This is a genomic window from Ottowia sp. VDI28, assembly GCF_049532675.1.
Taxonomy (GTDB): Bacteria; Pseudomonadota; Gammaproteobacteria; order Burkholderiales; family Burkholderiaceae_C; genus Ottowia.
In genome coordinates this window covers 4,657,512-4,670,190 of record NZ_CP149820.1, presented here as the reverse complement: position 1 = coordinate 4,670,190, position 12,679 = coordinate 4,657,512, and the positions used below count along the sequence as shown (strand labels likewise).

Sequence of the window (12,679 nt, the reverse complement as noted above, 5' to 3'; positions counted from 1 at the left end):
ATGTCCCAGTGGTCGCTTTCCCAGCTCCTGTCGTCCCTGCATGAGGACATCCAGCAGCGCTTGTCCGTAGTACGCAAGACCTTCGGTCACCCGGGTACGAAGGGGGATGCGAGCGAGAACGTCTGGATCGACATGCTGGATACCTATCTGCCCAAACGGTACCAGGCGGCCAAGGCGCATGTGGTGGACAGCCTGGGGAACTTCAGCCAGCAGATCGATGTGGTGGTGTTTGATCGGCAATATTCGCCTTTTATCTTCACCTACGAGAACGAGACGATCATTCCAGCCGAAAGCGTGTACGCCGTTTTCGAGGCCAAGCAGACGGCTGACGCGGGGCTTGTGGCCTATGCCCAGGAGAAGGTCGCCAGTGTGCGCAGGCTGCACCGCACGAGCCTGCCGATCCCGCACGCTGGCGGGACCTACCCAGCGAAGCCGTTGATTCCGATTCTGGGTGGCTTGCTCACCTTCGAGAGCGAATGGAGTCCTGCATTGGGTCCATCCATGGACAAGGCGCTGAACGCAAACCTCACCGAGGGGCGTCTGGACATCGGATGCGTTGCCGCCCACGGGCACTTTTTCTATGACCAAGCCAGCGGCGCGTACAGCTACACCAACGAAAACAAGCCGGCGACCGCGTTTCTTTTCAAGCTGATCGCGCAGCTTCAGTTCAGTGGAACGGTCCCCATGATCGATGTGGAGGCTTACGGTCAGTGGTTGACCAAGTGAGGGGGCGCTGTGGCAAGCATACGTTCGGAGTACCACCGGTTCCTGGCGCACTTGGCGCAGCGGCACGTGCACGACGACGTGCGCCGGCTGGCGCACCTGGTGCTCGATCACCTGCAGCCACTGGCCGAGGTCGGTGCTGCACGCCGGGGGCGCTCCACGCGCTTGGCGCCGCTGGCCATCGCGCATCTGGCGCAGATGCCTGTCGCCTACGACGGGGACGCGCGCGGCCCCGAAAACGGGCCGGCGCTCGGGCGACTGCACCAGCTCGAAGTCGGGCCGTTTCGAGGATTCATGCGGCAGGAGACGTTCGACCTCAGCCATGACATCACCTTGGTCTACGGTGCCAACGGCACCGGCAAGAGCAGCTTCTGCGAAGCCTTGGAAGTGGCGATGCTCGGTTCGATCAGCGAAGCGCAGGCCAAGCGGGTCGACCAGCGGACGTACTGCAACAACGCTCGCCTGCGCCGCCACGTCGCGCCAGTCCTGTCGTCTACGGCGGCGGGCGAAGCGCAGGCCGTCCAGCCCGACGAAGCTGAGTATCGCTTCTGCTTCATCGAGAAGAACCGCCTCGACGATTTCGCCCGAATCGCCGCGCGGACCCCGAGCGATCAGCGCCAGCTCATCGCCACCCTGTTCGGCGTGGACCAGTTCAGCGAGTTCGTGCGCGGCTTCAACCCCTCGCTCGGTCAGGACCTGATGCTTGCCGGCGTGCAGGCGGCGCAGCTGGCGCAGCGTCGCCTGCGGTTGGCGAACTCCGAACAGACCATCGCCGCCTACCCGCAGAAGATCGCAGCGGTCGAGGGCCTGGAACAAGCTTTGGCGCAGCGCATGTCACCTGGCGCGACCTATCAAGCCTGCGTGGACTGGCTGCTGGGTACGCCGCAGCAGCAAGGACGGCTACCGTATGTCCAGGCTCAGCTGGACGCCAACCCGCCTGCCATTCACGAGGTGACCCAGGCCCGCCTGCAAGCGTTGCTGGCAGAGGCCTACCGCGTCCAGGGACTGTGGCAAGCGTCTTCCGCGCAACTCGCGGCACGCGCGGGCGAGGTGTCGTACGCGAAGCTCTACGAGGCCGTGCAAGCGTTGGCGGACGGGGCGACCGTGTGTCCGGCATGTGGAACCGGACTGGCCGCTGTGGCACAGGACCCGTTCGCCAGGGCGCGAATGGGCCTGGAGCAGCTCGCGCAACTGGCCGTCCTGCAGCAGCAAGAGGCCGGGCATCGGACGCAGTTGAGCGAGGCGGTCCGAGCGCTGTGGGACGAAATGCGCCGCGTGGTGGCGGCGGCTGGGGTCGCTTGTCCTGCCGAATCGCAGGCCGCGGGCCTGCCACTGCTGCCTCCCACGTCGGCGGGCAATTGGCTCGGCGGCTGGGTGAATGGGGACCAGCGCGCCTGGCAAGCCCTCTTACGGATCGCACAGATCATCGAAGGCTTCGACGCGCAGGCGCGCGACGTGAATGCCCAGCGCGGCGCGATGGCCCAGGAGCGGGACCGCCTGCAACAGCATCAGCTGGAGATCGAACGGCTGCGGACCATGCGCACGACTGCGGATCAGGAGCTGGCGGCCGCCCGCCAAACCGTGGCCCAGTTCGACGACGCGAACCGCGGCCTAATCCAGGCGGCCACGGACGAAATGCCGGTGGTGGTGCACCATCAGCGGGTCAAGGCCGCCTACGACGGCTTCCTACCCGAGATTCAGGCATACCTGACCGCTCTGCCGGGGGTTCTGCTACAGGGGCTGGGAGACCAAGCCCGCCATCTCTACAACGCATTCAACCGGGCCGATCCGCCCGGCGATCTGCTGCACGCGCTGTGGTTGCCCGTGGCCGAGAACGGCAAGATCGAGGTGGAGTTCGCCGGCGAGCCGGGCGTGCGCTACGACGCGTTGATCGTCTTCAGCGAAGGGCACATCAAATGCTTGGGTCTGGCGATTCTGCTTGCCAAGAACCTCGCGCAGGGCTGCCCCGTGGTCATCTTCGATGACGTCGTCAATGCGATAGACGACGACCATCGCGATGGCATCTGGCGTACCTTCTTCGAGGACGGTTTGCTCCACGGCAAGCAGGTTATCCTCACCTCGCACGCAGAGGAGTTCCTGCACCGCATCCAGCAGGAGTTGGGCGTGCGCCGCGCCGCGGCCATCAAGCGCTACAAGTTTCTCCCGCATCAGGGAGAGCACGAACTGCGGGTCGACAGCGACCCGCCAGCGAAGAACTATGTTCTTCTGGCCCAGCAGGCGTTGGCGGCTGACGAGAAACGCGAGGCACTGCGCCAGGCCCGGCCGGCGCTGGAGAGTCTGACGGACCGCCTGTGGACGTGGCTGGGTCGGCGGGCGGACGGCCGGATCGACATCAAGCTGAGCGGGCCCCGCGCGCCTTGGGAGCTGAACAATAAATGCACCAAGTTGCGGTCGGCCGTCGAGCGTATCGCGGCGCAACATGCGGGTGCGCCGGATGCCGTAGGGGCGTTGGTCAGGCTGCTCAATGTCAGCGGTACGAGTATTGAATGGGGTTACCTCAATAGCGGTGTGCACGACGCTCAGCGCGATCATGAGTTCGATCGGGCGACGGTAAGAACGGTCGTCGAGGCGGTTACGGCGTTGGATGCTGCTCTTGATACCCTGCAGAACCGATGAACGGCACACGGCTTTGCAGAGCAGTGCCGCCCGTGTCACCTCATAAGTACTTCTTGAAGCTGCCTGCGGTCAGGCTGACTGCCATCCCCAGCAACGCCGCGCTGGGCAGCAGGATGACCAGAGGATGCACCGATATGGGCAGAGCGAGATAGGTGACCCAAGGCAGCACGGCCAACGGCATCAGGCTGGCCTTCGCGCGGTGGTAGATGAAGCCGGATTCGCGGCCGGCGCCGAACCGGCGCACATCCCGTCGCACCAGGCCGTCAATCAGGCCGACGAATGCCGCCGTGAGGATCAGGGGCAGCGTGAGCACCAGGACCAGCAGGCGCACCAGGAAGGTGAGCGTCGTGAAGGCCGCAGCGATCAGGTAGCTTTCGGCCCAGACATAGACTTGGCTGATGTAGTAGCGGAAGTTGCGGCTCTGCCCGTGGCTGGCCGAGCGGACGCGCTCGGCGGTCTGGCTCATGCGCTCCAGCAACCCCGAGCGCACGAACACCCACTCGTACCCGGTATCCACCAGCTCGTGCGCCGTGCGCCCCGGCTCCTGCACGACCACGCTGCGCGTGAAGTGGTCGGACAGGTGCCCGAGTTCGTACTGCAGCATCTGCTGGGAGTGGCGCCAGCCCTGGTCCTTCCAGAACAGGTGCATGCCGACGCACTCCACCGCGATCGAGAACAGCAGCGAGCCAATGAGCACCCCGAGCAGCCGGAACGGTAAGGTGATGGTGCCGACGATCAAGCCTTGGCGTTTGTTCTGCTCCCGCTGCGCGGTCGAGGCGGCATCCTTCATGGCACGGCCTCGTTGTCCGCGCCATCGTCGGCGCCGGTGGCCACCGCGCCGGGCTCGGCCGCAGCGGCATCGTCAAGCAGGTCGTCGGGCAAGGCCGGATCCTGCAAGGCCGACGAGCTGGTGAACTCCCACCACTGCGTGGCCTCGCTGTAGCTCTGGCGCATGTACCCGGCCAGTTGCTGCAGGTCCGCCGGCATCACTTCATCCGCGTCCGGCGCCGGCAGCGGCATGCGTACCTTCCAAAGCTGGCCGCCCTGCAGCAGCGCGAAGCACTGGCCCTTGGGCAGGCCGACGACGTGTGACGGCTCGATCATCGGCACGCTGGACATGCTGATGCGGTCCTGGGTGTTCGACGTGAAATCCGTCGCGCCGCGGATGTCTGAGCTGTCCGTCGCGCCCGAGACGATGGTAGTCGTATAGACCTCGACCTTCGGCAACTGCCTCGTCAGCAGTTCCGCGGTGGCCGTCTCGCGCACGCGCAACATGAACAGGTTGTTGAAATTCCCGATCACTTGGCCGGCCTTCGCGCGATTGCCGATGCGGGCCTCGATGTCCGAGAGCGTTTGCGTGTAGGCGGTGACTTGCAGGCCCGCGCCACCGCCCTTGTTGATGAGCGGAATGAACTCGTCACCCATCAATTCATTGAACTCGTCCGCATGCACGTTGATCGGCACGCGCGCACCAGCCGATGCACCCGGCAGTCCATCGTCGATCCCGTGCTTGTAGATGTGGCCTGCGACCGAAACCAGGTCGGAGAACATCGAATTGCCGACCGCCGCGGCGACCTCGGCATCGGACAGCGCATCCAGGCCCACATAGACGACGGCTCGCTTCCTGATCACCTGCATCCAGTCGAAGATCGGCCGTGGGTCGGCCAGGTCGGAGTAGTTCGGCGCCAGGAGCTGGGCGATCTTGCCGCTGGTGAGCTTTTCCAGCAGCGGCAGAAGCGATGCAACGATCTTGTCGAAGTAGGTCTTGTCGTAGCGGACCGCCGAGCGCAGCCCGTCGAGCACCGGGTCGTAGTTGCGCGCCTGGGAGAGGTACTGCTCCAGCGCCACCACGCGCTTCTCGCGCCCGATCATGTTCCTTGGGATGTTCTTCTCGTTGAGCTTGGCCTCGATCTGGACGATCACCTCCCAGGCCTTGGGCTCCGTCTTGGCGAAGTAGTGCTGGGCGTACTCGATGAACAGCGCGTCGATGTTGATGACGTGGCGCTGGATCAGCATGTAGTCCGGGCGCTGCCCCAGTTCCACCAGGGCGCGGGCGATGATGTTCACGAAGCGCCATGCGAACTCGCGGAACGCCGCGCTGTTGCCTTCGCCGGAGAGCTGCCCCGCCACCCGGGTCGCCACTTCGCTGATGCGGCCGAAGCGGCCCACCGCGTTGTAGCGTGCCGAAATGTCCGGCCAGCCCAAGTGGAAGACGTAGAACTCGCCTTCGCGGCCAGCGCGCTGGGCTTCGACGTACATCCGCTTCAAGAGATCGGCATCCCCCTTGGGATCGATGACGATGACGACCTCATGCTCGCCGGCAGCATTCCTGCGGCGGATGTCCTGCGTGACGAACAACTCGGCCAGGCGCGTTTTGCCCACCCGCGTGGTGCCCAGCACCAGCGAGTGGCCGACGCGCTCGCCCAGCGGCAGGCTGACATCCACCTCGTCGGGTTCGATGCCGTGCAGGCGCGGCAGGCCACCGACAGGCGGCAACGGGCGCACGGGGTTGAAAGGCACGTCCCAGCCCGTGAGCGCGGGCAGCCGGGACAGCGGGAATGGCGCGAACTCCAGCCGCTCCTCCAGGCGCCTGGCCAGCCGGTAGGCCGGCGTCGGCTCGACGTACCGCCGGAACTCCGGCCGGTACGTCTGCATCAGCCTATGGGTGTGCTTCTGCTCCCAGAGGAACCCGCGCCCCACGAACAGCCGCTGCTGGCTGACCGGCACGTCCTTGCTCGTCATCACGTAGCGCGGCAAGCGGCGGATGTTGCGCCGGTAGCGCAGGATGACACGGGCATCGCGGTAGCGGATCGCGCCGTAGGCGCCGAATGCCAAGGCGCTGCCGACGCCCATCGAAGGGCTCAGCGCGAGCGACCATGGGGCCACCAGGCACAGAAACGCGGCGCCTGCACACGCCGCGACGGTGTATAGCTCCACCGCTGGGCGTAGCAGAACCTCGACCGGCTGTTTGCCTGACATGGCGTCATTGCTCGATGCCGGTGGCCGTGATCAGCGCCGGGTAGTGTCGCAGGCCCAGGCGATCGGCCAGGTCGTCGCCGGCCACGGGCGCGAGCGGTACGCCCGGCACCAGGGCGCGCAGCCGCGCCAGGCCCTGCGCGGTCTCGACGTTGACCACCAGGCCGACCGCGCCGCGCTCGCGCAACGCGTCCGCGTGGCGGCGCAGCCAGGCCTGGGACGCCTCGTCGTCGCCGATGACCACGAACGGCCGCAGGCCGGGTGCTTCGATCACGCGCCGCGCGACGGTGCCGGGTGTGAGCTTGGCGCTGCGCACCGGCAGCATCGCGGCTTCGTCCACTGGCGTGGCGGGAACCTGGGGCGTCGGGATGGGTGGCCGGGCCGAGGCATTGGCGCGCGGCTGGAGGTTGAGGGCCTCGTAGTATGGCAGCGCCGACGTGCCGCCGCAGTCTTCGACCACGATCAGCGGCTCGCCGGCACGCGAGACTAGCGGCAGGCCTGCCAGCAGCATGAGCAGGCCCGTGAGCGCGAGATGGACCGGATGTGGTTCCGTCATGGGGAGGTCTCCTGGCGCGCGGCGAAGACCGCGGCGGTTGGGCGCGTGCCCTGCACGCGGGCAAGGTGGCGGGACACACTGCGCCGATAGCGGGCGGCGGGCTCGCCGCCTGCGGGGCGGTGGTAGCGGCCGATCGCCAGCAGCCAGTCCTCGCTGGGGGTGTGCTGCTCCTTCAGGATCTCGGCGGCAACGGCCAGGTTGCGGTACGGGTCCAGCAGGTCGCACGCGCCGGTGAAGCGGTGCTTGTGGTAGCCAAGGTTGATCTGGCCCAGGCCCGCGTCGATGCGCGTGTGCGGCGTGGCGCGCATCGCCTGCTGCAGGCCAGCGCAGGCGTCCGCGCGCGTGGCGAAGCGGCGCGATTGGCCGGCGACGTTGAGGGACCACGGCCATGGCACCAGGCGCCCGTTGCGCCGGATGCCGCTCTCCTGCAAGGCCACGGCGTAGAGCACGGTCGAGGAGATGCCTGCGCGCTGGGCAGCGAGTTGGTAAGCCGGTGGCGGAACCTCCTGGGCCAGGGCGGCACCGGCATACAGGCCGGCAGCGAGCATCAGTGCGCGCAGGGACACGGCTACGGCTGGCGCTGCCATTGGCCGTTCACTTCGCGCACGGCGGCGGGCAGATCGCCGGGCAGGCCCAGCGACAGCCAGCGGCCGCCGTCGTGGTTGAGCGTGATGCTGCCGGCGCGCACGCGCGCCGGATCGACGTTCGCGCGCTTGGCCCAGTCGCGGATGCGCGCATCGTCCTGGCGGCTGCCGACCATGTAGAGGTCGAACTCGGCGCCCGAGGATTGCAGGCGCTGCACGAGTTGCCCGCAGGCCGCGCAGCCGTCCTTGACGAACACCGCCGTGCGGCTACTGCCGCGCACGCCTGCGGCGGTCGGCAGATCATCGGGGAGGTTCACTCGCTGCATGCCGGGGTTCAGGCGCTGCCACGCTTCGTCGTAGGCGCGCTGGTAGGCAAGCAACTTCTCGACGCGCCTTGCCTCGGCTTTCACCTGCATTTCGGCGTAGCGGCGCCGCTCTTCATCGGAGCGAGCCTCGACGCCCAGCGCGGAAAGCGGGTCCAGGTTGGGCGAGTAGATGCCCAGCGGCCCCTCCATCAGTTCGCGGTAGCGCGCCCACTCCTGCGGTTGCAGTCCCCAGTCGCTCGCCACGCGGTCGTCCAGGATGCGGCCGATCACGGGACGCTCCTGGCTCTGGGCATTGCGGGACTGGGCCGTGGCGGGCTGCTGCGCCCAGACGGGCAACTGCGCTGCGGCCAGCAGGAACAGGGTGAGCAAGATCGAGGGCTTCATGGCGGGACGGTCTCCGTCAGGGAATCGCCAAACGGCGGGTCTGCTCGCCGGCCTGGAAGACGGCGGTGTTGCCCTCGATCGCCTGCAAGCGCCACGGGCCGACCGCATCGCCGGGCAGCAGCACGTGAACCTGGTCGGCAGTGAACTCGCCCGTCGCTGGTGCAACGGAAAGGCTGCGCTGGCCGGCTCGCAGTTCGGCACCCACGATGCGGAGCGGCAACGGGAAAGGCTCAGGTTTGGCGGCGGCCTTGCTTGGTGAGCGCGGCTGCGCAGGCACAGCGGCACGAACCGTCGCTTGGCGAGCCTTGGCCTGCTCGACCTCGGCGCGCAGGGCCTGAAGGTCGTCGTTGGAGGCATGGCCGCCCAGCGCCTGTTCAACCTGCGCGATGCGGGCTTCCAGCGCCTGCCGGATGTGCTGCAATTCCGCCGCGGTTGCGGTAGCCGGCCGCTGCTGTACGGTCTCGGTCAGCCCGACCACCTGTGCTTCGAGCTGCTGCAGGCCGGAATCCACCCGTTCCTGGTCGGCCAGGCCATTCATCGCCTGGTGGTTCAGGGCAACGAAGACGCTCAGGCCGATCAGCCAAAGCCAGAGCAGGCTCTGCACGATCACGGCGGCGGTCGAGCGCTGGGAAGGCCGTGGTGCGTTGTTCATGGCTGACCTCCCGCGAGCGGGAACGTCTGCACCGCCTCGGTGGCGAGTGGTTCGGGAACCGGATCGGCATCTGCATCGCGGCCGTGCCGCTCGAAGCAGACCTGTCGCGTCCGGTCATCGGCGTGCAGGTCCCAGGCCGGGCCGGCAAGGGTGAGTAGCGCATCGCGCAAGGTCATAGGGCCGAGGTGCAGATGTGCCGCAGGCAACGGCAGCGCGTACAGCTCGATCACGGCATGCGCGGTCTCGCAAAGGCCATAGCCGCTGCGCTTGAGCACATGCCGCAGCCCGTCGCCAACCGTGGCGCGGGCATCCTCGGGCATGGACACGTCGATGGTCTGCAACAGCAGGTCGCGCTGCGCCGCCGTGGGTGCCAACTCGACCAGGGTGTAGCGGCCGTAGCGCACGACCGGGATGTACTCGGGCGCCTCGGGTTCGGGCGCGGCCGAGACTTCCTCGATGGCATCGGGTGCGAGCGGCGCCGTGGTGGTCGCGCAGCCGCTGGCCAAGGCTGCGGCCAGGAGGCCGGCGCCGACCAGGTGCCGGGATACATGGATTGCGGGCATGGCATCGGCTCTTCTGTTGCGATGCCGATACCTTGGCCGCGCGCGGCGGCGCGGTCAGTCAGGAATGCGAACTCGGAGCTACCCGCTTTTGCAGTCCAACACATAGCGCAACCCGCAAACCCAACCGTGGTTTGCACATTGATTCAATACTTGTTGTATTATCGAATCATGCAAGAAGATCAAGCCATTTCCGCCTTAAACGCCCTGGCTCACACCCAGCGCCTGCGCGTGTTCCGCGCCTTGGTCGTTGCTGGGCCGGGCGGACTGACCCCGAGCACGCTAGCCGACCAGCTCGACGTGGCCCGCAACACCTTGTCGTTCCACTTGAAGGAGCTGGCCCATGCTGGCCTCGTCAGCATCGAGCAGCAGGGTCGCAACCTGATTTATCGCGCCGAGTACGGCCGCATGGACGGTCTGATCGGTTACCTGACCGAGCATTGCTGCCAAGGTGGCGTATGCGAGGTTTCTCCATCCAAGACCTGCTGCTGACCATGACCGATACCACTTACAACGCCTTGTTCATCTGTACGGGCAATTCGGCCCGCTCCATCCTCGCCGAAGGCATCCTCAACGACATAGGCCAGGGGCGGTTTCACGCCTGGTCGGCAGGCAGCCATCCGAAAGGCGAGGTTCACCCGCTGGCGCTCGCTACGCTAGAGCGGCTGCACCTGCCGACAACGGGCTACCGCAGCAAGAGCTGGGACGAATTCTTGAAGCCCGATGCGCCGGTGTTCGATTTCATCTTCACTGTCTGCGACAACGCCGCCGGCGAGGCCTGTCCGCTGTGGCCGGGCAAGCCGGTTTCGGCGCATTGGGGCGTGCCTGACCCGGCCGCGGTGGAAGGCACCCAGGAACGACAAAGCAAAGCATTCTTCGACACCGCCATGACGCTGCGCCGACGCATCGAGTTGTTCCTGTCGCTGCCGATCAAAAGTCTCGATGCCATGTCGTTGCAGCGCGAATTGCGCGACATCGGCCGTCAGTGAGGCCCGCGCGATGAGTGCAACCAATACCGCCGGCACCGCGCCCGCAAACTCCGCGATGAGCGGTTTTGAGCGTTACCTGACGCTATGGGTGGCGGTGTGCATCGTCGCCGGCATCGCGCTCGGCCAGTTCGCGCCCGCCGCATTCCAGGCCATCGGCCGCATGGAGATTGCCCAGGTCAACCTGCCGGTCGGCCTGCTGATCTGGGTAATGATCATCCCCATGCTGCTGAAGGTGGACTTCGCCGCGCTCGGCCAGGTGCGCCAGCATTGGCGGGGCATGGGGGTCACGCTGTTCATCAATTGGGCCGTCAAGCCGTTCTCAATGGCGCTGCTGGCGTGGATCTTCATCCGCCACGTCTTTGCCGACTGGCTGCCCGCCGATCAGCTCGACAGCTATATCGCCGGCCTGATCCTGTTGGCTGCTGCACCGTGTACCGCAATGGTTTTCGTTTGGAGTCGGCTGACTGGCGGTGATCCGGTATTTACGCTGTCGCAAGTGGCCTTGAACGACACCATCATGGTGTTCGCCTTCGCACCCATCGTCGGCCTGCTGCTGGGCCTGTCGTCGATCACGGTGCCGTGGGACACCTTGCTGGTGTCGGTGGGTTTGTACATCGTCATTCCGGTCATCCTGGCCCAGCTCTGGCGCCGGGCGCTGCTGAGCAAGGGGCAGGCCGTGTTCGATCGAACACTGGAACGCATCGGCCCGTTGTCCATCGCCGCGCTGTTGCTGACGCTGGTGCTGCTGTTCGCCTTCCAGGGCGAGGCCATCATCCGGCAGCCGCTGGTGATCGCCATGCTGGCGGTGCCGATCCTGATCCAGGTGTTCTTCAATTCCGGTCTGGCGTACTGGCTCAACCGCCAGGCGGGCGAAAAGCACTGCGTCGCGGGGCCATCCGCGTTGATTGGTGCCAGCAACTTCTTCGAGCTGGCCGTGGCCGCCGCCATCAGCCTGTTCGGCTTCCATTCCGGCGCAGCACTCGCAACAGTGGTCGGCGTGCTCATCGAGGTGCCGGTCATGCTGCTGGTGGTGCGCGTGGTCAATCGCTCACGCGGCTGGTACGAACGCCGCGCGACCACTTCGTAATCTCCAAGAGGCATCCATGAGCACCATCACGATCTACCACAACCCAGCCTGCGGCACCTCGCGCAACGTGCTGGGCCTGATCCGCAACAGCGGCGAGGAACCGACCATCATCGAGTACCTGAAAACGCCGCCCGACCGCGACACGCTCCAGGCGCTGATCGCGGCGATGGGCGTTCCGGTGCGAGACGTGCTGCGCGAGAAAGGCACGCCCTATGCCGAACTCGACCTGGGCAACCCGAAGTGGAGCGACGACGACCTGATCGGCTTCATGCTCCAGCATCCCATCCTCATCAACCGGCCTATCGTGGTCACGCCGCTAGGCACGCGCCTGTGCCGGCCTTCGGAAGCCGTGCTCGACCTGCTGCCGCAGCCGCAGCGCGGCGCGTTCAGCAAGGAAGACGGCGAACCGGTGGTCGATCAGGATGGCCGCCGTGTCTGAATCCCGTCTCGACCTGCCGAACATCGACGCGGCGCTGTTCCAGCAATCGGACACCGAACACCTGTTCGCGCCGGCACGGGTCACGCACGCGCCGCGCTTCCTGCTGCTCTACGGCTCGCTGCGAGAACGCTCGTTCAGCCGCCTCGCCGCCGAAGAAGCGGCGCGCATCCTGCGGGCGCTGGGCGGCGAGACCCGATTGTTCAATCCGTCCGGCCTGCCGCTGGTGGACGATGCGCCAGCCGATCACCCCAAGGTGAAGGAACTGCACGAACTGGTGCAATGGGCCGAAGGCATGGTGTGGAGTTCGCCGGAGCGCCACGGCGCGATGACCGGCCTGATGAAGACGCAAATCGACTGGATTCCGCTGTCGGTCGGCGCGGTGCGCCCGACCCAGGGCAAGACGCTGGCAGTGATGCAGGTATCGGGCGGCTCGCAGTCCTTCAACGCCGTCAACCAGATGCGCGTGCTGGGCCGCTGGATGCGGATGCTGACCATCCCGAACCAGTCCTCGGTCGCCAAGGCGTACCAGGAGTTCGACGAGGCCGGGCGCATGAAGCCCTCGGACTATTACGACCGCATCGTGGACGTAATGGAAGAACTGATGAAGTTCACGCTGCTCACGCGCGACGCGGTCCCCTATCTGGTGGATCGGTACAGCGAGCGCAAGGAGAGCGCTGAATCACTGTCCAGGCGTGTACGGCAAGGTGCAATTTGACGCTGCGAGGCGCTGAAAAAAGCCGACGACCTCTCGGTCGTCGGCATTGCG

General features: G+C 66.4%; 14 protein-coding genes. 7 read left to right on the top strand and 7 right to left on the bottom strand.

The genetic code is table 11. From position 1 onward, the window contains the following. Together nucC and WJU18_RS22290 are read left to right on the top strand one after the other, a co-directional pair. Positions 1 to 726, top strand: coding sequence for a CBASS effector endonuclease NucC (nucC, locus tag WJU18_RS22295; RefSeq protein WP_003050273.1), 726 nt, complete (start codon positions 1 to 3; stop codon positions 724 to 726). A 9-nt stretch (positions 727 to 735) separates the two neighbouring features. After that, positions 736 to 3,360 (top strand): AAA family ATPase, encoded by a 2,625-nt coding sequence (locus tag WJU18_RS22290; RefSeq protein WP_110159228.1) that lies wholly within the window; start codon positions 736 to 738, stop codon positions 3,358 to 3,360. A 40-nt stretch (positions 3,361 to 3,400) separates the two neighbouring features. On the opposite strand, the gene WJU18_RS22285 is transcribed toward WJU18_RS22290, so the two are convergent. The 7 genes from WJU18_RS22285 to WJU18_RS22255 are packed head-to-tail and all read right to left on the bottom strand — an operon-like array spanning position 3,401 to position 9,401. Then, positions 3,401 to 4,150, bottom strand: coding sequence for a TIGR03747 family integrating conjugative element membrane protein (locus WJU18_RS22285; RefSeq protein WP_023108453.1), 750 nt, complete (start codon positions 4,148 to 4,150; stop codon positions 3,401 to 3,403). Next, entirely contained in the window at positions 4,147 to 6,339 is a 2,193-nt protein-coding gene (traD, locus tag WJU18_RS22280; RefSeq protein WP_023108452.1) for a type IV conjugative transfer system coupling protein TraD, read from the bottom strand. The genes WJU18_RS22285 and traD overlap by 4 nt, the downstream gene beginning before the upstream one ends. Positions 6,340 to 6,343: 4 nt before the next feature. Further along, positions 6,344 to 6,892 carry an integrating conjugative element protein gene (locus WJU18_RS22275; RefSeq protein WP_033961852.1) on the bottom strand — a complete coding sequence of 183 codons (549 nt, stop codon included), beginning with the start codon at positions 6,890 to 6,892 and terminating at the stop codon, positions 6,344 to 6,346. Further along, positions 6,889 to 7,479 carry a transglycosylase SLT domain-containing protein gene (locus WJU18_RS22270; RefSeq protein WP_024767279.1) on the bottom strand — a complete coding sequence of 197 codons (591 nt, stop codon included), beginning with the start codon at positions 7,477 to 7,479 and terminating at the stop codon, positions 6,889 to 6,891. Before WJU18_RS22270 ends, WJU18_RS22275 begins: the two co-directional genes overlap by 4 nt. After that, a complete protein-coding gene (locus tag WJU18_RS22265) occupies positions 7,461 to 8,186 on the bottom strand; it encodes a TIGR03759 family integrating conjugative element protein (RefSeq protein ID WP_011804680.1) in 726 nt (241 codons plus the stop codon). The genes WJU18_RS22270 and WJU18_RS22265 overlap by 19 nt, the downstream gene beginning before the upstream one ends. Positions 8,187 to 8,202: 16 nt before the next feature. Continuing rightward, entirely contained in the window at positions 8,203 to 8,838 is a 636-nt protein-coding gene (locus tag WJU18_RS22260) for a hypothetical protein (protein WP_011804681.1), read from the bottom strand. After that, complete coding sequence (locus tag WJU18_RS22255) at positions 8,835 to 9,401, bottom strand: PilL N-terminal domain-containing protein (RefSeq protein WP_011804682.1); 567 nt, start codon at positions 9,399 to 9,401, stop codon at positions 8,835 to 8,837. The genes WJU18_RS22260 and WJU18_RS22255 overlap by 4 nt, the downstream gene beginning before the upstream one ends. Before the next feature lie 150 nt (positions 9,402 to 9,551). Between WJU18_RS22255 and WJU18_RS22250 the strand changes: the two genes are divergently transcribed. Genes WJU18_RS22250 through arsH form a run of 5 tightly spaced genes read left to right on the top strand, consistent with a single transcriptional unit; the run spans position 9,552 to position 12,628 of the window. Then, positions 9,552 to 9,890, top strand: a complete 339-nt coding sequence (locus WJU18_RS22250) for an ArsR/SmtB family transcription factor (RefSeq protein ID WP_220638725.1) — start codon at positions 9,552 to 9,554, stop codon at positions 9,888 to 9,890. 2 nt (positions 9,891 to 9,892) lie between these two features. Continuing rightward, on the top strand, positions 9,893 to 10,387 hold the full coding sequence (locus tag WJU18_RS22245; RefSeq protein WP_011804684.1) for an arsenate reductase ArsC: 495 nt from the start codon (positions 9,893 to 9,895) through the stop codon (positions 10,385 to 10,387). A gap of 10 nt (positions 10,388 to 10,397) precedes the next feature. Continuing rightward, a complete protein-coding gene (gene arsB / locus WJU18_RS22240) occupies positions 10,398 to 11,474 on the top strand; it encodes an ACR3 family arsenite efflux transporter (protein WP_023108447.1) in 1,077 nt (358 codons plus the stop codon). A gap of 16 nt (positions 11,475 to 11,490) precedes the next feature. Beyond that, positions 11,491 to 11,913, top strand: coding sequence for an arsenate reductase (glutaredoxin) (gene arsC / locus WJU18_RS22235; protein WP_011804686.1), 423 nt, complete (start codon positions 11,491 to 11,493; stop codon positions 11,911 to 11,913). Continuing rightward, the gene (gene arsH / locus WJU18_RS22230; protein ID WP_023108446.1) at positions 11,906 to 12,628 is read left to right on the top strand and encodes an arsenical resistance protein ArsH; all 723 of its coding nucleotides are present in this window, start codon (positions 11,906 to 11,908) and stop codon (positions 12,626 to 12,628) included. Before arsC ends, arsH begins: the two co-directional genes overlap by 8 nt. The last annotated feature ends 51 nt before the right edge of the window (positions 12,629 to 12,679 follow it).